16 protein-coding genes are annotated in these 17,517 nt (G+C 66.9%); 6 read left to right on the top strand and 10 right to left on the bottom strand.

The features are described 5' to 3' along the window. Nucleotides 1–15: 15 nt before the first annotated feature. Genes CHB86_RS19010 through hslO form a run of 3 tightly spaced genes read right to left on the bottom strand, consistent with a single transcriptional unit; the run spans nucleotide 16 to nucleotide 2,751 of the window. Nucleotides 16–1,164, bottom strand: coding sequence for a CCA tRNA nucleotidyltransferase (locus tag CHB86_RS19010; RefSeq protein WP_089234683.1), 1,149 nt, complete (start codon nucleotides 1,162–1,164; stop codon nucleotides 16–18). Further along, nucleotides 1,164–1,769 (bottom strand): CoA pyrophosphatase, encoded by a 606-nt coding sequence (locus tag CHB86_RS19005; RefSeq protein WP_089234682.1) that lies wholly within the window; start codon nucleotides 1,767–1,769, stop codon nucleotides 1,164–1,166. Before CHB86_RS19005 ends, CHB86_RS19010 begins: the two co-directional genes overlap by 1 nt. Then, on the bottom strand, nucleotides 1,756–2,751 hold the full coding sequence (hslO, locus tag CHB86_RS19000) for an Hsp33 family molecular chaperone HslO (RefSeq protein WP_089234681.1): 996 nt from the start codon (nucleotides 2,749–2,751) through the stop codon (nucleotides 1,756–1,758). Before hslO ends, CHB86_RS19005 begins: the two co-directional genes overlap by 14 nt. Before the next feature lie 77 nt (nucleotides 2,752–2,828). On the opposite strand from hslO, the gene CHB86_RS18995 reads away from it, so the two are divergent. After that, complete coding sequence (locus CHB86_RS18995; RefSeq protein WP_089234680.1) at nucleotides 2,829–3,263, top strand: NUDIX hydrolase; 435 nt, start codon at nucleotides 2,829–2,831, stop codon at nucleotides 3,261–3,263. Between the two features lie 21 nt (nucleotides 3,264–3,284). On the opposite strand, the gene CHB86_RS18990 is transcribed toward CHB86_RS18995, so the two are convergent. After that, nucleotides 3,285–4,568, bottom strand: a complete 1,284-nt coding sequence (locus tag CHB86_RS18990) for a PP2C family protein-serine/threonine phosphatase (protein ID WP_245838167.1) — start codon at nucleotides 4,566–4,568, stop codon at nucleotides 3,285–3,287. Nucleotides 4,569–4,744: 176 nt separating this feature from the next. Here CHB86_RS18990 and CHB86_RS18985 point away from each other — a divergent pair, with 176 nt between their 5' ends. Continuing rightward, on the top strand, nucleotides 4,745–5,077 hold the full coding sequence (locus CHB86_RS18985) for an Hpt domain-containing protein (protein WP_089234678.1): 333 nt from the start codon (nucleotides 4,745–4,747) through the stop codon (nucleotides 5,075–5,077). Between the two features lie 25 nt (nucleotides 5,078–5,102). Here CHB86_RS18985 and ilvA read toward each other — a convergent pair whose 3' ends face one another. Continuing rightward, nucleotides 5,103–6,347, bottom strand: a complete 1,245-nt coding sequence (gene ilvA, locus CHB86_RS18980; protein ID WP_089234677.1) for a threonine ammonia-lyase IlvA — start codon at nucleotides 6,345–6,347, stop codon at nucleotides 5,103–5,105. A gap of 109 nt (nucleotides 6,348–6,456) precedes the next feature. Between ilvA and CHB86_RS18975 the strand changes: the two genes are divergently transcribed. Both CHB86_RS18975 and CHB86_RS18970 read left to right on the top strand, forming a co-directional pair. Then, nucleotides 6,457–7,680, top strand: a complete 1,224-nt coding sequence (locus tag CHB86_RS18975) for an argininosuccinate synthase (protein ID WP_089234676.1) — start codon at nucleotides 6,457–6,459, stop codon at nucleotides 7,678–7,680. A 114-nt stretch (nucleotides 7,681–7,794) separates the two neighbouring features. Further along, complete coding sequence (locus CHB86_RS18970) at nucleotides 7,795–8,082, top strand: SCP2 sterol-binding domain-containing protein (RefSeq protein WP_089234675.1); 288 nt, start codon at nucleotides 7,795–7,797, stop codon at nucleotides 8,080–8,082. Between the two features lie 9 nt (nucleotides 8,083–8,091). Here the strand turns inward: CHB86_RS18970 and CHB86_RS18965 are convergent, their stop codons facing one another. Next, nucleotides 8,092–8,799 carry a sulfotransferase-like domain-containing protein gene (locus CHB86_RS18965; RefSeq protein ID WP_089234674.1) on the bottom strand — a complete coding sequence of 236 codons (708 nt, stop codon included), beginning with the start codon at nucleotides 8,797–8,799 and terminating at the stop codon, nucleotides 8,092–8,094. Nucleotides 8,800–9,025: 226 nt separating this feature from the next. Here CHB86_RS18965 and msrA point away from each other — a divergent pair, with 226 nt between their 5' ends. After that, nucleotides 9,026–9,688: a peptide-methionine (S)-S-oxide reductase MsrA gene (gene msrA, locus CHB86_RS18960; protein ID WP_089234673.1), complete on the top strand. Its 663-nt coding sequence runs from the start codon at nucleotides 9,026–9,028 to the stop codon at nucleotides 9,686–9,688. Between the two features lie 119 nt (nucleotides 9,689–9,807). Here msrA and CHB86_RS18955 read toward each other — a convergent pair whose 3' ends face one another. Both CHB86_RS18955 and CHB86_RS18950 read right to left on the bottom strand, forming a co-directional pair. Continuing rightward, nucleotides 9,808–10,701, bottom strand: coding sequence for a ribokinase (locus CHB86_RS18955; RefSeq protein ID WP_089234672.1), 894 nt, complete (start codon nucleotides 10,699–10,701; stop codon nucleotides 9,808–9,810). A gap of 4 nt (nucleotides 10,702–10,705) precedes the next feature. Then, the gene (locus CHB86_RS18950; RefSeq protein ID WP_089234671.1) at nucleotides 10,706–12,961 is read right to left on the bottom strand and encodes an NADP-dependent malic enzyme; all 2,256 of its coding nucleotides are present in this window, start codon (nucleotides 12,959–12,961) and stop codon (nucleotides 10,706–10,708) included. Nucleotides 12,962–13,146: 185 nt separating this feature from the next. Here CHB86_RS18950 and mutS point away from each other — a divergent pair, with 185 nt between their 5' ends. Continuing rightward, nucleotides 13,147–15,774, top strand: coding sequence for a DNA mismatch repair protein MutS (gene mutS, locus CHB86_RS18945; RefSeq protein WP_089234670.1), 2,628 nt, complete (start codon nucleotides 13,147–13,149; stop codon nucleotides 15,772–15,774). 63 nt (nucleotides 15,775–15,837) lie between these two features. On the opposite strand, the gene CHB86_RS18940 is transcribed toward mutS, so the two are convergent. Together CHB86_RS18940 and hrcA are read right to left on the bottom strand one after the other, a co-directional pair. Further along, nucleotides 15,838–16,416, bottom strand: a complete 579-nt coding sequence (locus CHB86_RS18940) for a nucleotide exchange factor GrpE (protein ID WP_089234669.1) — start codon at nucleotides 16,414–16,416, stop codon at nucleotides 15,838–15,840. 9 nt (nucleotides 16,417–16,425) lie between these two features. Beyond that, complete coding sequence (gene hrcA, locus CHB86_RS18935) at nucleotides 16,426–17,490, bottom strand: heat-inducible transcriptional repressor HrcA (protein ID WP_089234668.1); 1,065 nt, start codon at nucleotides 17,488–17,490, stop codon at nucleotides 16,426–16,428. Between the last annotated feature and the right edge of the window lie 27 nt (nucleotides 17,491–17,517).

Below are 17,517 nucleotides of genomic sequence, written 5' to 3'. Positions count from 1 at the left end.
CCATGCCCGAGGCCGTCAGGCCAGCAGATCCTCTCGTCCGAGACGGAAGCCGGAGTCGATCCAGCGCCGCTCCCGGGCCTTCATCTCGTCGCCCAGAGTGCGGCCGTGGAACCGGGGCATCAGGTCGCGCGCCGTGATCGGGAATTCCGCCGCCGCGCCCGCTGCAGCGTCCTCCAAAGCCATCTCTGGCACCGTCACGCCCAGCAAGGCCGAGTGCAGCAACACGGCCGCCGCCCCATCCCGCGCTCCAAGCCGATAGCCGAGTTCGCCGGCCCGCTGTCCGCTCCGTGCGGCGGCGCCGATTGCCTCCAGACGCCGCGCATCCGCCTTGCTCAGGCGCAGGCGATTGGCCACGTCCTCGCCGCCGAGCGCCGCCAGCCGCAACACGGGATCGGGGCGCTGCCCGGTCTGCAACTCGAGATGCACGAGGATCGGCAGGGCCGTCACGTCGCTGCCTGGCAGGATCGCGCCGAGCACACCGGTCGTCTGCATCACCGAGACAGCCTGGCTCGGGTCGGGCGCCGACAGCAGCTTGGTCATCTCCGCCCCGATCCGCTCGGCCGAGATCCGCGCCAACCCGTCGACATGGGCGGCGCAGGCCGCCAGCGATTCCGGGTCGATCCCCTGTTCGGGATCGGCATACCAGGCCGAGAAGCGGAAGAAACGCAGGATGCGGAGGTAATCCTCCTTCACCCGCTCCGTGGCTCGCCCCACAAACCGCAACCGCCGCGCCCGCAGGTCCGGCATCCCGTCCAAAGGATCGACGATCTCGCCATGGCGGTCGCAATAGATCGCGTTCATGGTGAAGTCGCGCCGGCGCGCGTCCTCGATCACGGTGTCGGCGAAATGCACCACGGCGCGTCGGCCGTCGGTTTCGATGTCGTGGCGGAAGGTGGTGATCTCGAAGGGCTCGCCATCGGCCAGAACGGTGACCGTTCCATGCTCGATCCCGGTCGGGATGACCTTGAGCCCGGCATCCTCCATCACCGCCACGACCCGCTCGGGACGGGCGTCCGTGGAGAGGTCGTGATCGGAGACCGGATGATCCAGCAGCGTGTTGCGCACGCAGCCTCCGACATAGAGCGCCCTGTGACCCGCCGCCTCCAGCAGGGCGCAGACATGCTGCACCTCCGGACGGTCGAGCCAGGGCGCCGAGATGCGCATCAGCCCGGCATCCTGTCGGCCAACGCGCGCAGGATGCGCGCGGTCGCGCCCCAGATGTAATAGGGACCGTGCGGCACGGTGAAGAAATGACGCCATTCACCGCGCCACCGGCGTCGCTCCACCGAGAACCGGGCCGGTGTCGTCACAAGCTCCAGCGGCACCGAGAATACCTCCTGGACTTCGCCCGGCTCGGCCACCGGCTCGAACCTGTCATGCAGCAGGCCGATCACCGGCGTCACGTCGAAGCCCGTCACCGTCTCGTGGCGCGGCAAGGCGCCGAGGACCTCGACGTTCTGCGGCCCGAGCCCGATTTCCTCCTGCGCCTCCCTAAGGGCCGCGGCCGTGGCATCGGCATCGCCCGCGTCGACCTTGCCGCCGGGAAAGGCCACCTGACCCGGATGATGCTTGAGCCGCGACGACCGCTTGGTCAGGTAGAGCCGCGCCCCGCGCGGCTCCAGCGACACCGGCACCAGCACCGCGGCCTCCCGCAGCTTCCGCCCCTCCGGCAAGTGAACGTCCGGGTTCAGGTCATAGTCCGACGACGGCCGGCCGGTTTCGCCGATCGCTTCGATCAGCCGGGAACGGAGATCCTCACGCGTCGTCACCCGGCGCCTCCTCGGCTTCGAAGCCGAGCGTCCTGGGATCGAAGACGTAATGCGCCCCGCAGAACTGGCAGTCCGCGGTCACGGTCCCTTCCTCGGTCGTCATGTGAGCGATGTCCTTGGCCGAGTAGATCGACAGGGACTGCCGCACCCGGTCCGGCGAGCAGGTGCAGCCAAATTCCACCGGCTGTGCATCGAACACCCGCGGCCCTTCCTCGTGGAACAGCCGGACCAGCAGCTCGGTCGGCTGAACTCGCGGGCCGACAAGCTCGAGATCCTCGACCGTGTCGAGCAGCACGTTCGCGCGCTCCCAGTTCTCGCCCTCCTCGCCATCGAGAAGGTCGTCGGCCTTCAGGAGTTGCTGTTCCGCAGCCTCGGGCTGGGCGGCCGCCGAAGGTGACGCCTTGGGCATCGACTGCAGCATCACCCCGCCGCCACGCCAACCCGAATGGTTGGCGTAGGTCGAATGGCCGAAGCCCAGCGCGAACCGGGTCGGCAGCTGTTCGGACTGCGCGAAATAGGTCTCCGCGCACTGCGACAGGCTCCCCCCGGCAATCGGCGTGATGCCCTGGTAGGGGGTCGTGCCCTTGCCCTGGTCGATCAGGATGGCGAAGTAGCCCTTGCCGATAAGGTCGAACGGACGGCCTTCGAGCGGCCGCTCCTTGTCATAGCTGGCATAGGCGCGGATCTGCGCCGGCCGGCCCTCGGCGGTGGGGCCGTAGTAATCGGTCGCGATCAGCCGGGCCGGGCCGTCGCCACGTACCTGGAGCGACAGCTTCCAGCGCAGCTTGATGGTCTGCCCGATCAGCGCCGTCAGGAGCGCCATTTCGGCGACCAGCGCCTCGATGGCCGGCGGATAATCGTGTTGCTCGAGAACGCGGTCGAGGACGCCATCGAGGCGGGCGATCCGGCCACGAATGTCGGAGCGGTCAAGTTGGAAGGGCAGGACGGTGTCGTCCCACGCGATTCTGGATCCGAGAGTCATGGGGTTTCCTTGCACGCCTTGGACTGGCATATCGCAGCCATGTAGGCGCGGCAATGCGCGGTGAAAAGGGGCGTGGCATGATCCGGCGTGTCGGGGAACGGGTTCAGACCCAGCGGAAGTACACTCTGCGGCCCGGTGCCTATGCCATTCTGGAGCGAAGCGGGCTGGTGTTGCTGACCCATCAATCCGCGCCGATCCCGGAGCTCCAGCTGCCCGGCGGCGGGATCGATCCGGGCGAGCAGCCGGTCGCCGCACTTCACCGGGAGGTCTACGAGGAGACCGGCTGGACCATGCGGATTTCCCGGCGGCTCGGCGCGTTTCGGCGCTTCACCTACATGCCGGAATACGACATCTGGGCGGAGAAACTCTGCACCGTCTACCTGTGCCGTCCCGGTCGCCGCATCGGCCCACCGACCGAACCGGCGCATCTGCCGGTCTGGCTTCCCGCCGACGAGGCCGCTGACGCGCTCGGGAACGCCGGCGACCGGCATTTCCTGCGCAGCCTTCTCTGAGCGACGATCGCTGACCTCCCTTTAGTCGACGTTCCGTTTCGGATGATCGAACTCGAAGAGAACCGCGGAGATGTCGTCCGTGAACTCGCTGTCGCCGGAATGCCGGGACAGCTCCCAGGTCATCGCTTCCATCAGATCGGGCCCGCGCCGCTCCCCATGAGCCGTCAGAAGCTCCGCCAGACCTGAATCGTCGAGCATTCCGCCGCCCGGGTCCTCGCATTCGGTCACCCCGTCGGAAAAGATCAGCAACCTGTCCCCCGGCGCGAGCCGCGCCGTGACCGGCAGGTAATCCGCGTCCGGGATCAGGCCCACCGGGAGCCCACCGCTCCCGATGAACTCCACCCGCCCGTCCGCGCGCTGGATTGCCGGGTGCGGGTGTCCGGCCTGGACCAGCCGTACATCGCCGCTGATCAGGTCGATATCGGCGAAGACGAGAGTGAAGTAGGTCTCCGTATCCATCTCGGTCAGGGTGAGCCGGTTGAGTTCCGCTGCGACCTCTTCCGGCGGATGCGCGTCGTAGATGCCAAACTCGCCCTCGTAGAGCGCGATGTTCTGCTCCGGAGAGCTGCCCGAGAGATATCCCGCGAGCCGTGCGGTCATCAGCGCCGAGGCGACGCCGTGGCCGGACACGTCGATCGCAAAGGCCGCGATCCGGTGAGCATTGATCGGAAAGAAGCCGACGAGATCGCCGCCCACATGCCCGCTCGGACGCAACAGGAGCGAGATCTGCGAGCCGCCAAAGTCGCGGAACCGCTCCTTCACGAGGGATTGCTGGAGCTTCCGCGCCTCCACCAGGTCGCTGTCGAGCGAGTCGTAGAGCGTCCGCAGCTCCTCCAGCGTGCTGCTCAGGAGCCGGTTCTTGTCCACCAGTTCCTCTTCCATCCGCAGGACCCGTTCGCCGGCATTGAGCCGCGCCCGGAGCTCGTCGCCGCTGACCGGCTTGGTCAGGAAATCGTCCGCGCCGGCGTCAAGCCCGTGCGCCACCTCCCCCGCCTCCGATTTCGAGGTCAGAAGGATGAAGTAGCCGTAGCTTTCCCGGTTCATGGCGCGGAACTGCCGGCAGAATTCCGGGCCGTTCATCTCCGGCATCACCCAGTCGCTGATCACGATGTCCGGCGCGTTCGAACGGCAGCGCTCCAGCGCCTCCGGCCCCGATGCCGCCTCCTCCACAACGTAACCCCAGCGCCCGAGCGACGCCGAGAGGATTCGCCGCTGCAACCGGCTGTCATCGACGATCAGCACCCGGCGTGGCTGCGCCACCGGGGTTACGGTCGTGGCGTCCGAGGTGTGTCCGGCTAGGTGCAAGGTCAGGCCCGATCTCAGGGTTCGCTTGGCCCATGGCTGACACATTGCGATTAATGAGCGATGAATCCGGGAACGTCCGTGCCCGCCGGACCGGATCTTTCGCTTCAAGCCTTTCTTAATCCGCCGACCGTAACCTCGGGGCATCCCCGGATTCGAACGGTGCGAAAGGATTCAAGATGATCGACTGGAAGCGGGTCAGCGACCTGAGGTCCGAAATCGGCGCCGCAGAGTTCGATGAAGTCGTGGAGCTGTTCCTCGACGAGGTGGAGACGCTGCTCGCGCGGCTGAAGGACGAGCCGAAACCGGAGCTCTTCGAGGAGGATCTCCATTTCCTGAAGGGCTGCGCCGTCAACCTGGGCTTCTCCGACCTCGCCCGCCTGTGCCTGCAAGGAGAGACAAAGGCTCATCGTGGCGAGGCCGACACGGTCGACCTCGAGCCGATCTTCTCCTGCTTCGATGCCTCGCGCGTGGTCTTCTTCGACGGGGTCGCCGCCGGCCTGGCTGCGTGAAGGCGCGGAGTGCGCTCAGGCCTCGCTAGATAACGAACTGCGCCAGGATCTCGTCACTGGTGATGTCGGTATAGACAAAGCCCTGCGCGTCGAGCCGGGAGAACAGCGCGGTGAAGTTCGCGGCGTCGGTCGTCTCGATCCCGAGGAGGACGGAACCGAAGTTGCGCGCGGACTTCTTCATGTATTCGAACCGCGCAATGTCGTCCTCCGGGCCGAGCAGGTCGAGGAAATCCCGCAGCGCTCCGGGTCGCTGCGGCAGACGCAGGATTATGTATTTCTTGACGCCAGAATAGCGTTGCGCCCGTTCCTTTACCTCCGGCAGACGCTCGAAATCGAAGTTGCCGCCCGAGGTCACGCAGACGATCCGGCGACCGCGGATCTGGTTGGCGAGGTCGGGCAGCACATCGAGCGACAACGCGCCGGCGGGCTCCAGAACGATGCCCTCGACGTTCAGCATCTCGAGGATCGTGGTGCAGATCCGGTCCTCCGGCGCCCGCAGCACATCGGCCGGCGCGACATGGGTCAGGGCCTCGAACGGGCGGTTGCCGATCCGCGCCACCGCCGCGCCATCGACGAAACTGTTCACTTGCGGCAGCGTCACCGGCTGGCCGGCAGACACGGCCGCGGTCAGGCTGGCGCCGCCTTCGGGCTCGACATAGCGCAGCCCGACCATCGGCGCCGTCTCGCTCAGAAAGCGCGTCACGCCCGCGGCCAGCCCGCCGCCGCCCACGGGCAGGATCACCATGTCGGGCGGGTCGATCTCGTCAAGCACCTCGACCATCACCGAGGCCTGCCCCTCGATCACGTCCGCATCATCGAAAGGCGCAAGGAAATGGCCACCCTGCTCGGCGCACCAGCGTTGGGCCTCGGCGAGCGTGTCGTCGAAATAGTCGCCGACCAGCCGGATCTCGATGGCGTCTCCACCGAAGACGCGGGTTTTCTGAATCTTCTGCTGCGGCGTGGTCACCGGCATGAACACGACGCCCCGGACGCCGAAGTGGCGGCAGACATAAGCCACGCCCTGCGCATGGTTGCCCGCGCTCGCACAGACGAACAGCCCCTGCTCGGGCCGCTCCGCCAGCACCTTGCGCATCGCGTTGAACGCGCCACGCAGCTTGTAGGAACGCACCGGCGCAAGATCCTCGCGCTTGAGATAGATCTCGGCTCCGAAGCGCGCCGACAGGTGGTCGTTGCGCTGAAGCGGGGTCGGCGGGAACAGCGCGCGCAGCTCTGCGGTGGCGGCGCGGGCTTTTTCGGCAAAGCTGGTCATGTCGCGCGCGTTAGCAAGTTTGGAGCACCTCCGCCACGGGAATCCTCCTTGTAGCGCGGCCATTTCCTGTCTAAACGGCAGCGTCGTGCGACCAAAGACGGAGCGAGAGATGGCCCAGCCGAAGAAAGTGGTTCTTGCCTATTCCGGGGGGCTCGACACCTCGATCATCCTCAAGTGGCTTCAGGTCCAGTATGGGTGCGAAGTTGTCACCTTCACCGCCGACCTCGGACAGGGCGAAGAGCTCGAGCCGGCGCGGAAGAAAGCCGAGATGCTCGGGATCAAGCCCGAGAACATCTTCATCGAAGATCTGCGCGAGGAATTCGTGCGCGACTTCGTCTTCCCGATGTTCCGCGCCAACGCGCAGTACGAGGGTCTGTACCTGCTCGGCACCTCGATCGCGCGTCCGCTGATTTCCAAGCGCCTGGTCGAAATCGCCGCCGAAACCGGGGCCGACGCCGTGTCCCACGGCGCGACCGGCAAGGGCAACGACCAGGTCCGGTTCGAGCTGAGCGCCTATGCGCTGAACCCCGAGATCAAGGTGATCGCACCCTGGCGCGAGTGGGATATCGGCAGCCGGACCAAGCTGCTCGAGTTCGCCGAGGCCCACCAGATCCCGATCGCCAAGGACAAGCGCGGCGAGGCCCCCTTCTCGGTCGACGCGAACCTTCTGCACACCTCCTCCGAGGGCAAGGTGCTCGAGGATCCGGCGCAGGAAGCCCCTGATTACGTGTACCAGCGCACGGTCCATCCGGAGGATGCGCCCGACGAACCCGAGTACATCGAGATCGAGTTCGAGAAGGGCGATGCCGTCGGCATCAACGGCGAGCGGCTGAGCCCGGCCACGATCCTGACTCAGCTCAACGAATACGGCCGCAAGCATGGCATCGGCCGGCTCGACCTGGTCGAGGGGCGTTTCGTCGGCATGAAGTCCCGCGGCATCTACGAGACGCCGGGCGGTACGATCCTGCTCGACGCGCACCGCGGCATCGAGTCGATTACGATGGACCGCATGGCGATCCACCTGAAGGACGAGCTGATGCCGCGCTATGCGGAACTGATCTACAACGGCTTCTGGTACAGCCCCGAGCGGGAAATGCTCCAGGCCCTGATCGACAAGAGCCAGGAATACGTCACCGGCACGGTCCGGATGAAGCTCTACAAGGGTCTCGCCCGCACCGTGGCGCGCTGGTCCGAGTATTCGCTCTATTCCGAGAAGCAGGTGACCTTCGAAGAAGACATGGGCGCCTACGACCAGACCGACGCGCAGGGTTTCATCGCCCTGAACGGCCTGCGCCTACGCCTGCTGGCCGACCGGAAGCGCAAGCACGGCTGATAGGCTTCGCAGCGGCATCCGGCCATCCCGGGTGCCGCTGCAACGCAGCATAACACTTGCCGCGGTCCGGGCCGGCTCTCTACCTCTCTTCTGGAATTCCCAGGGAGGAAAAACATGGCCCTCGAACCCATCGCCGAGATCATCCGAGCCGGCCTCGACCGCAGCGACTTCACCGACAGTCTGAAATTCGATTGTGGCGAGGACGGCGTGATCTCGCTGGCCGATGGCAAGGTCTCCATGGAGGATTCCCCGGCCGCCTGCACCCTGACCATGAGCGCCGAAAACCTCGACAAGCTGGTCCGGGGCAAGCTCAATCCGATGACTGCGGTGATGATGGGCAAGATCCGGGTCGGCGGCGACCCGGCCGTCGCGATGCGCCTCGGCAAGCTGCTCAAGGGCTGACCCCCCGGGTCAGGCCGGCTTGAGCGCCTGTTCGGCGAGGGTCTCGTAATGCGGCATCGCCGCTGTCATCACCCCGCGCAGGTGCTCCGGCACGTCGGGCAAGGGGCCTTCGCGCCCGGCAAAGCCGGTGCTCTTCCAGACGGCTTCGTACCAATGCGGCGCCCAGACGCCATCGCAGGGCTGCCCACCCGTCGGCCAACTCAGCATGGCCGGATCGAACGGCAGGTCGATCGCAGCGCAGAGCGCCCGCAACATCGCTTCCGGGTTCTCGCGGATATCGTGGCTGTCGATCACCACGCCGCCGACCTGGGCGAACAGCTCGGCCTGCTGCCAGAAGCCGATATCGTCCAGCGTCGGGTTCTCCCGCTTGGCCCCGTAACTTGCGATCACTCGCGCCGGGTGCCGGATCAGGAACACGTTCACGACATCCGCCATCCAGTCCCGCGGGACCTCGGGCAGCATGTGCTGCGTCATGTGCTTCTGGTAGAAATGCGGCTTGCCGTCCGGGATCGGTCCCATCAGCCGTTCGATCACCTTCTCCGGATCCTGCGGTTGCGCGGCGAGGATCTCCTCCCGCATCGGATGCTCGAGACCCGTCGACGCAAGGTAGGCGGCATAGAGAGGCTCGTCGATCGCGGCGCAATCGGACCGCTGGGCGAAGGCATACATCATGGCCGTGGAAAGGTTCCGCGGCCCGGACCACATTGCAATTCTCAAGCGTCGCACTCCTGCGCCATCGGTGCCGGAGAGTGCGCCATGTCGCGCGCGACCGCAGAGTGGGTCGAAGTCCGGGCATCTGAACTGTCTATTGCGGCGACACTAGGTGTCGGGTGCGCCAAAGGGAAGCTTGAAACCTCCGTCACCTGTGCGTGATTCACGGCCCGGTGAGTTGCGGGTGATGAAACGCCCGGAGCAATATGCCTACGCGTCAAAGGAGACCGTTATGCAGACCGTTCTGGACCAGGTGAAACCCGTCATTCTCGCCGCAGCGATCGCGCTCGGGCTGTCCGTCCACTGCACCCAGGCCGGAGCCGCCGAGCAGCAGACGGCCCTTTTCGCCGGCGGGTGCTTCTGGTGCGTCGAGGCCGATTTCGAGGGCGTCGACGGCGTGACCGAGGTTGTCTCCGGCTTTGCCGGAGGCATGGTCGAGGATCCGACCTACAAGCAGGTCGTCAACGGCGGCACCGGTCATTACGAAGCCGTCGAGATCACCTACGACCCCTCGCGCGTCACCTATGCCGAGCTGGTCGACCTGTTCCTGCGATCCGTCGACCCGACCGATGCCGGCGGCCAGTTCTGCGACCGGGGCGAAAGCTACCGCACCGCGATCTTCGCCGCGCCCGACCAGGCCGGGGTCGCCAATGCCGCCATCGCCGCCGCGCAGGCCGAGCTCGGACAGCAGATCGTGACCCCGGTTCTGCCGGCCAGCGCCTTCTACCCGGCCGACGACTACCATCAGGATTACTACAAGAAGCAGGACCTGATCCTGACCCGCTTCGGCCCGCGCTCCAAGGAAAAGGCCTACAAGCTCTATCGCGCCGCCTGCGGGCGCGACGAACGGGTGCGCGAGCTTTGGGGCAATGCCGCGCCTTTCGTCGGCGGCTGAGCGCAACAGAACCGAGCGTCGGAACGCCCGCCGCGCGCCCCGCGCGCGGCCACGCCCAACGGGTGAGGCCGCATCTTCGATGCGGTCGCGACCGGCGGGAGCCCCCCGACCCTTGCGGATCACTCGGCCCCGGGCGTCTCCGCGAGGAAGCTGCGAACCTCCTTGAGGCTGGGGATCGCGTCGGCCGTTCCCTCCCGGGTCACCTTGAGTGCTGCCGCCGCCACCGCGAGTTCGAGGCATTCCGCCACCGGCAGTCCGGCATCGCGTCCGGCGCAGAAATAGCCGACGAAGGTGTCTCCCGCCCCCGTCGTGTCCACCGCCACCACCTTGGGCGCGGGGACCGTCAGGGTCTCGCCGGTCTTCAGATCATGCCACGATGCCCCGCGGGGCCCGTGGGTCACCAGCAATTCCGGGACGGGCAGCGCGGTGATCGGTACATCGAGCGCCGCGGCGACCTGCTCGGCCTCCACCTCGTTCACGGCCAGAAGGTCCACATGCGGCAACACCGCCTGCACCGCGGTCACGTCGAACGGCGCCGCGGAGTAGATCACCCGCATGCCCCGGGCCCGCGCCCGCTTCGCCGCCTCCACCTGCCCGTTGGTCTCGTTCTGCATCACCAGCATGTCGCCAGCCTGCGCCCGGGCCAGCGCCGCCTTGATGTCGCTGGCCTCGATCATCCGGTTGGTGCCGGGGCAGATGACGATCCGGTTCTCGCCATCGGGCGTGACGAAAATCAGCGCGTGACCGGTCGGAGCGGCGATCTGGATCGCCACGTGGGTCACGTCCACCCCGGCCGATTTCATCTGTTCCGCCGCCCAGACACCCTCGCCGCCGATCGCACCGATGTGGTGCACCTCGGCCCCGGCGCGGGCCAGCGCCACCGACTGATTCGCGCCCTTGCCGCCGAGCCCGCTGACGCAATTGGCCGCCGGAATGGTCTCTCCGTTCACCGGGAACCGCGGCACCTTGTAGAACCAGTCCGCGTGGATCGAGCCGAGATTGTAGACAGCCATGGCGTCACCCGATCTTGCAGGCGGCAATCGCGGCCATGTGCAGGATGTCGTTCACCGTCGCCCCGGTATGGCAGATCTGGATCTGCGCACCGACACCGGCGAGGATCGGTCCGATGATCGTCGCCCCCGACATCTCCTGCAGCAGCTTCACCGAAATCGACGCCGAATGCCGCGCCGGCACCACGAGGATATTTGCGGGTCCGGACAGCCTGCAGAAAGGATAGGCCGCCATCTGTTCCCGGTTGAGCGCCACGTCCACGGTCATCTCGCCGTCGTATTCGAAATCGACGCCGCGCCGGTCCAGCACCTGCGAGGCGACGTGCATCTTGTGCGCCCGTTCCGACATCGGGTAGCCGAAGGTCGAGAAGCTGGCGAAGGCCACCCGCGGCTCCAGCCCGAGCCCGCGCGCGACCCGCGCCGCCGCGATCGCGATGTCGCCCAAGTCCTCCTCGTCCGGCCATTCATGGACCAGCGTGTCGGCGACCAGCACCACCCGGCCCTTGTGCAGGAGCGCGGTCACGCCCACCGCCCCGTCCTCGGCCGAGGCCGGGAACACCCGGTTCATCTGGTGCAGCACATGCGCCGCTTTCCGCGTCACGCCGGTGATCAGCCCGTCGCCATGCCCATGCGCCAGCATCAGCGCCGAGAAGACGTGCCGGTCGCGCGCCGCCATCCGGTAGATATCCGAACGGTCGAAGCCCTTGCGCTGCAAGCGCTTGTAAAGAAACGCCGTATAGGCATCGAGGTGCCGCGTATTGGCGGCGTTGACCACGGTGAGCTCGCGATAGGCATCGCCGAGCCCCACCGCCTCGAGCTTCTCCTTCACGTCGTTCTCCCGCCCGACGACCAGCGCCTTGCCGAAGCCCTGCCGCTGGTAGGCAACCGCCGCGCGCAGCACGCTGGTGTCGTCGCCCTCGGCAAAGATCATCCGCGCCTGCGCCGCCTTGGCCCGGGCGGAGATCGACGACAGGATAGAGGCGGTCGGGTCCATCCGTTCCCGCAGGCGTTGCTCGTAGGCGTCCATGTCCACGATGGGCCGGCGCGCCACGCCGGTGTCCATCCCGGCCCGCGCCACCGCGGGCGGAATCCGGTGGATCAGCCGCGGATCGAAGGGCGTGGGGATGATATAGTCCCGCCCGAAACTCAGCTTGCGGCCATAGGCCATCGCCACCTCGTCCGGCACATCCTCCCGCGCCAGCTCGGCCAGCGCCTGGGCGCAGGCGATCTTCATGTCGTCATTGATGGCCCGCGCCTGGATATCCAGCGCTCCGCGAAACAGATATGGGAAACCAAGGACATTGTTGACCTGATTGGGATAATCGGAGCGCCCCGTCGCGACGATGGCATCGCCTCGCACCTCCTTGGCCTCTTCCGGCGTGATCTCCGGGTCGGGGTTCGCCATGGCAAAGATCACGGGGTCGTCCGCCATCGCGGCCACCATCTCCGGCGTCACCGCCCCCTTGACCGACACGCCGAGGAACACGTCGGCCCCCACCATCGCCTCGTCCAAGGTTCGGGCCTTGGTCTTCGCCGCATGGGCCGACTTCCATTGGTTCATCCCCTCGGTGCGGCCCTGGTAGATCACACCCTTGGTGTCGCAGACGATGCAATTGTCATGCCTGGCGCCCATCGCCTTGATCAGTTCGATACAGGCGATCCCCGCGGCGCCGGCGCCGTTCAGCACGATCCGGCATTCCTCGAGCTTCTTGCCGGTCAAATGCAGCGCATTGATCAGCCCCGCCGCACAGATCACCGCCGTGCCGTGCTGATCGTCGTGAAACACCGGGATATCCATCAACTCCTTGAGCCGCTGCTCGATGATGAAACACTCCGGCGCCTTGATGTCCTCGAGGTTGATCCCGCCGAACGCCGGCCCCATGAGCCGCACCGCGTTGATGAACTCCTCCGGATCCTCGGTGTCGAGCTCGATGTCGATCGAGTTCACGTCGGCGAACCGCTTGAACAGGACCGCCTTGCCCTCCATCACCGGCTTCGACGCCAGCGCCCCGAGATTGCCGAGCCCGAGGATGGCCGTGCCGTTCGAGATCACGGCCACGGTGTTTCCCTTGGTCGTGTAGTCGTAGGCCGTCGCCGGGTTCTCCGCGATGGTCTCGACAGGCACCGCAACGCCGGGCGAATAGGCCAGGCTGAGGTCCCGCTGCGTGGTCATCGGCTTGGTGGCCACCACCTCGAATTTCCCGGGCTGCGGTTCGAGGTGATACTGCAGCGCCTCGTCGGGCGTGATCTTGTTCTTTGCCATGGCTCGGCCCTCCCCGGGTATTATCTCCTTCCCGGTCTAAACCGCCTTGCAAGCGAAATCGAAACCGCTGATTGCCGCGCCCCCGCTCCCTGCCCGCAAACCGCGCAACCGGCCTTCAACGCGCCGCCCGCCTCGCCTATGGTGGCGCGCAAAGCGAGCAGGGGGATAACGTGACCGTCACACCGATGATGGCGCAATATCTGGAGATCAAGGCCGCGCACGCCGATGCGCTGCTGTTCTACCGGATGGGCGATTTCTACGAGATGTTCTTTGACGACGCCGTGGCGGCCGCCGAGGCGCTCGACATTGCGCTCACCAAGCGCGGCAAGCACGACGGGGCCGACATCCCGATGTGCGGCGTGCCGGTCCATGCCGCGGAGGGCTACCTGCTGACGCTGATCCGCAAGGGCTTCCGCGTCGCCGTCTGCGAACAGATGGAAGACCCGGCCGAGGCCCGCAAGCGCGGCTCGAAATCCGTGGTCCGGCGTGACGTGGTGCGACTCGTCACCCCCGGGACCCTGACCGAGGACAGCCTGCTCGAAGCCCGGCGCAACAATTTCCTCTGTGCCTTCGCGCGGGTGCGCGACACGGCGGCGCTGGCGGCGGTCGATATCTCAACCGGCGAGCTTCGGGTCGGCCCCTGCCCGCTGGTCCGGCTCGCCCCCGAACTCGCCCGCCTCGCGCCGCGCGAGGTGCTGGTGGCCGAAGCCGAGGAATCCGACCTCTCGGAACTGGTGGAGGAAGCCGGCGCCGCGCTTACCCCGCTCGCCCGCACGGCCTTTGACAGCGCCAATGCCGAGAAACGCCTGCACGACATCTTCGGTGTCGCCGCCCTGGAAGGGTTCGGGAGTTTCTCCCGCGCCGAGCTTGGCGCGCTCGGGGCCATGGTCTCCTACCTGGAACTCACGCAGAAGGGCAAACTGCCGCTGCTGCGCCCGCCGCAGCGCGATGCCGGCGGCGCGGCGATGCAGATCGACGCCGCCACACGCCGCAACCTCGAGCTCACCGCCAGCCTGTCCGGCGGTCGCGAGGGCTCACTTCTGGCGGCAATCGACCGCACGGTCACGGCGGGCGGCGGGCGGCTGCTGGCCACCCGCATCTCCAGCCCGTCCTGCGATACCGCCCGCATTCTCGAGCGGCTCGACACAGTGCAGGCCTTTGTCGAGGACACCGGCCGCTGCGAGGGCCTGCGCGCTGCGCTGCGCAAGGCCCCGGACATGGACCGCGCCCTTTCCCGCCTGTCGCTCGAGCGCGGCGGGCCACGCGATCTCGCTGCCATCCGCGCCGGCCTCACCCAGGCCGAGGAAATCGCCCGCCAGCTCGCCGCCACCGACGGCCCGCTGCCCTTGTCTGCCGCCGCGGATCGGTTGACCGGGCACGACGCCCTGATCGAACGGCTGGATGACGCGCTGGTCGCCGAGCCGCCCCTCCTCGCCCGCGACGGCGGCTTCATCGCCACCGGGTTCGATCCGGAACTCGACGACGCCCGCACCCTCCGCAACGAGGGCCGCGGCGTCATTGCCTCGCTCCAGGCCCAGTATGCCGAGCAGACCGGCATCACTTCGCTCAAGGTGAAGCACAATAACGTCCTCGGGTATTTCGTCGAAACCACCGCGACCCATGCCTCCCGGATGCTCGCGGCCCCGCTGAGCGAGACCTTCATCCACCGCCAGACCACGGCCAATGCCGTGCGTTTCACCACGGTCGAGCTGTCGGACCTGGAGGCACGCATCCTGAACGCGGGCAACCACGCGCTCGAGATCGAGAAGCGGCATTTCGAAACCCTGCGGACGGAAATTCTCGCCGCGGCCGCAGCCATCGGCGACGCCGCCCGCGCATTGGCGGAGATCGACGTTGCGACCAGCCTGGCCGACCTCGCCCGCAACGAGGACTGGTGCCGGCCCATCGTCGACGACAGCCGCGACTTCATCGTAGAGGAAGGCCGTCACCCGGTGGTCGAACGCTCGCTGAAGCGCAGCGGGCAAAGCTTCGTGGCCAACGGGTGCACCCTCTCGGCGGAGGGCGATGCCGCCCATGTCCGCCTGCTGACCGGCCCCAACATGGCGGGTAAGTCGACCTACCTCCGCCAGAACGCCCTGATTGCGCTGCTGGCGCAGGCCGGGAGCTATGTGCCTGCCCGCAAAGCGAAAATCGGCCGCGTATCGAGCCTGTTCAGCCGCGTCGGCGCGTCGGACGACCTCGCGCGCGGCCGCTCGACCTTCATGGTGGAGATGGTGGAGACGGCGACGATCCTGAACCAGGCCGACGCCCGCAGCCTCGTGATCCTCGACGAGATCGGCCGCGGCACCGCCACCTACGACGGCCTGTCGATTGCCTGGGCCACGCTGGAGCACCTGCACGGTGTCAACCGCTGCCGGGCGCTATTTGCCACGCATTATCATGAGCTTACCACGCTCGCCGCCAAACTGGACGGAGTCGAGAACGCGACCGTGGCGGTCAAGGAATGGGAAGGCGAGGTGATCTTTCTGCATGAGGTCCGCGACGGGGCGGCGGATCGCTCCTACGGGGTGCAGGTCGCGCGGCTCGCCGGCTTGCCGACCTCGGTTGTGGAGCGCGCGCGCGTCGTGCTCGACCAGCTCGAAAAGGGTGATCGGGAAGGTGGCCGTCGGCAGTTGGCGCTGATCGACGACCTGCCGCTCTTTTCGGCCGTTCCCGCCGCCGAACCGGCCCGGCCGGAAGCGCCCGCGGCGCTGACCGAGCGGCTGGCGGAGGTGCTGCCGGACGATCTCAGCCCGCGCGACGCGCTGGCTCTGGTCTACGAACTCAAGGCGCTCGCCTCGGCAAGAGACTAGCGCCCCGAATTCTTCTGTCCGTAAATATCCCCGCCGGAGGCACGCCGCCCCGGCGGCGTACTCTTACGATGCAGGGGTCGAGGAAACGCCGACCTGTGCCGGGCGCAGCAGCCGTTCGTGGAGCAGGAAGCCCTCGGCCATCACCTGGATGATGTCGCCTGCCTTGGTGCCGGGCACCGGCGCCTCGAACATCGCCTGGTGGACCTGCGGATCGAACTTCTCGCCGACCTCCGGCTTCACCCGGTGGATGCCATGCTTCTCGAACACGTTCAGCAGCTCGCGCATCGTCAGCTCCACGCCCTCGATCAGAGCGGCCGCCGCGGCCTTCTGCTCTTCGGTCGCAGCTTCGAGTGCGCGGTTAAGGTTGTCGTAGACAGGCAGCATGTCGCGGGCGAGCTTGGAGCCGCCGTATTGCTCCGCCTCGCGCCGGTCGCGCTCGCCGCGCTTGCGGGAATTCTCGGCATCGGCCAGGGCGCGCATGAACCGGTCGCGGAAATCGTCGCGTTCCGCCCGCAGCGTCTCCAGCTCGCTATCCTCGGTCAGCGGATCGGACATGAAGTCTTCCGCGCCTTCGGCCAGTTCGTCGAGGGAAATATCGTCCAGCCCGGGTTCGTGTTGCTCGTCTTTCTTCGCTTCCGCCATCGTAACTCTCTAGCTCCGGTCCGAGATCATCCTGCCCACCAGCTGCGCGGTGTAATCCACGATGGGCACGATGCGTCCGTAATTCAGTCGCGTGGGGCCGATCACGCCAACCGCACCCACGATCTTTCGATCCGCGTTCATATAGGGAGAAACCACCAGAGAGGAACCCGAAAGTGAGAAAAGCTTGTTCTCCGAGCCGATAAAAATCCGCACACCCTCACCCTCGTCGGTGAGCTCGAGAAACTCGGCGATATCCCGCTTGCGCTCCAGGTCGTCGAACAGGGTCCGGATCCGCTCGAGGTCCGCCGCCTCCGCGCCCGCCTCCAGCAGGTTGGCCCGACCGCGCACGATCAGGCGCTCGGTGGATTCTCCCTCATCGGCCCAGATCGCCATGCCGCTCTCGACCAGATCGCGAGCGAGGGTGTCGATCTCCTGCCGGCGCGTCTTGATCTCGCGCTCGATGGCGCGGCGCAGTTCGGTCACCGTCCTGCCATCCGCCAAGGCGTTGAGAAAGTTCGCGGCCTCCCGCATCGACGAGGGCGTCTGGCCAGGCGGCGGTGTGAAGATCCGGTTCTCCACCTGCCCGTCGGCAAAGACGAGCACCACAAGCGCCCGGTCCGGCGCCAGCTGGACGAACTCGACGTGACGGATCGGCGCCTCGTGTTTGGGTGCCAGAACGAGGCTCGCGAATTGCGTCGCGCCGGACAGTGCGGACCCGACGCGGCTCATCAGGTCACCGATGTCGCTGTCCTTGCCGCCAAGCGTGGCGTCGATCCGCTCGCGGTCCTCGCTGTCCAGGTCCCGAACTTCCAGCAGACCGTCAACGAACATCCGCAGTCCTTGCTGCGTCGGAATCCGTCCGGCCGAGACGTGCGGCGAGTCCAGAAGCCCGAGGTATTCCAGGTCCTGCATCACATTTCGAATCGTGGCCGCCGAGACCTTTTCGGACATCGTCCGCGTGAGCGTGCGCGAGCCGACCGGGTCCCCGGTTGTCAGATAGCCTTCGACCACCCGGCGGAATACTTCCCGCGAGCGGTTGTTCATCTGCTCCAGAATGCGTGCGCTCTCGTTCATTCCTCCAAACCTGCAAAGCATGGTCAG

This window comes from Tropicimonas sediminicola (genome assembly GCF_900188335.1).
GTDB lineage: Bacteria > Pseudomonadota > Alphaproteobacteria > Rhodobacterales > Rhodobacteraceae > Tropicimonas > Tropicimonas sediminicola.
Note: the sequence above shows the minus strand (reverse complement) of the source record. Positions and strands in the feature narration are given on the sequence as shown.

Excerpts from the sequence above, each read along its gene's own strand:
- CHB86_RS18950 (WP_089234671.1), bottom strand. The coding sequence starts at position 12,961 with ATGGCAAAGAACAAGATCACGCCCGACGAGGCGCTGCAGTATCACCTC.
- mutS (WP_089234670.1), top strand. The coding sequence starts at position 13,147 with ATGATGGCGCAATATCTGGAGATCAAGGCCGCGCACGCCGATGCGCTG.
- CHB86_RS18970 (WP_089234675.1), top strand. The coding sequence starts at position 7,795 with ATGGCCCTCGAACCCATCGCCGAGATCATCCGAGCCGGCCTCGACCGC.
- CHB86_RS18940 (WP_089234669.1), bottom strand. The coding sequence starts at position 16,416 with ATGGCGGAAGCGAAGAAAGACGAGCAACACGAACCCGGGCTGGACGAT.
- CHB86_RS18955 (WP_089234672.1), bottom strand. The coding sequence starts at position 10,701 with ATGGCTGTCTACAATCTCGGCTCGATCCACGCGGACTGGTTCTACAAG.
- msrA (WP_089234673.1), top strand. The coding sequence starts at position 9,026 with ATGCAGACCGTTCTGGACCAGGTGAAACCCGTCATTCTCGCCGCAGCG.
- CHB86_RS18985 (WP_089234678.1), top strand. The coding sequence starts at position 4,745 with ATGATCGACTGGAAGCGGGTCAGCGACCTGAGGTCCGAAATCGGCGCC.
- CHB86_RS18975 (WP_089234676.1), top strand. The coding sequence starts at position 6,457 with ATGGCCCAGCCGAAGAAAGTGGTTCTTGCCTATTCCGGGGGGCTCGAC.
- CHB86_RS19010 (WP_089234683.1), bottom strand. The coding sequence starts at position 1,164 with ATGCGCATCTCGGCGCCCTGGCTCGACCGTCCGGAGGTGCAGCATGTC.
- CHB86_RS18995 (WP_089234680.1), top strand. The coding sequence starts at position 2,829 with ATGATCCGGCGTGTCGGGGAACGGGTTCAGACCCAGCGGAAGTACACT.
- hrcA (WP_089234668.1), bottom strand. The coding sequence starts at position 17,490 with ATGAACGAGAGCGCACGCATTCTGGAGCAGATGAACAACCGCTCGCGG.
- ilvA (WP_089234677.1), bottom strand. The coding sequence starts at position 6,347 with ATGACCAGCTTTGCCGAAAAAGCCCGCGCCGCCACCGCAGAGCTGCGC.
- hslO (WP_089234681.1), bottom strand. The coding sequence starts at position 2,751 with ATGACTCTCGGATCCAGAATCGCGTGGGACGACACCGTCCTGCCCTTC.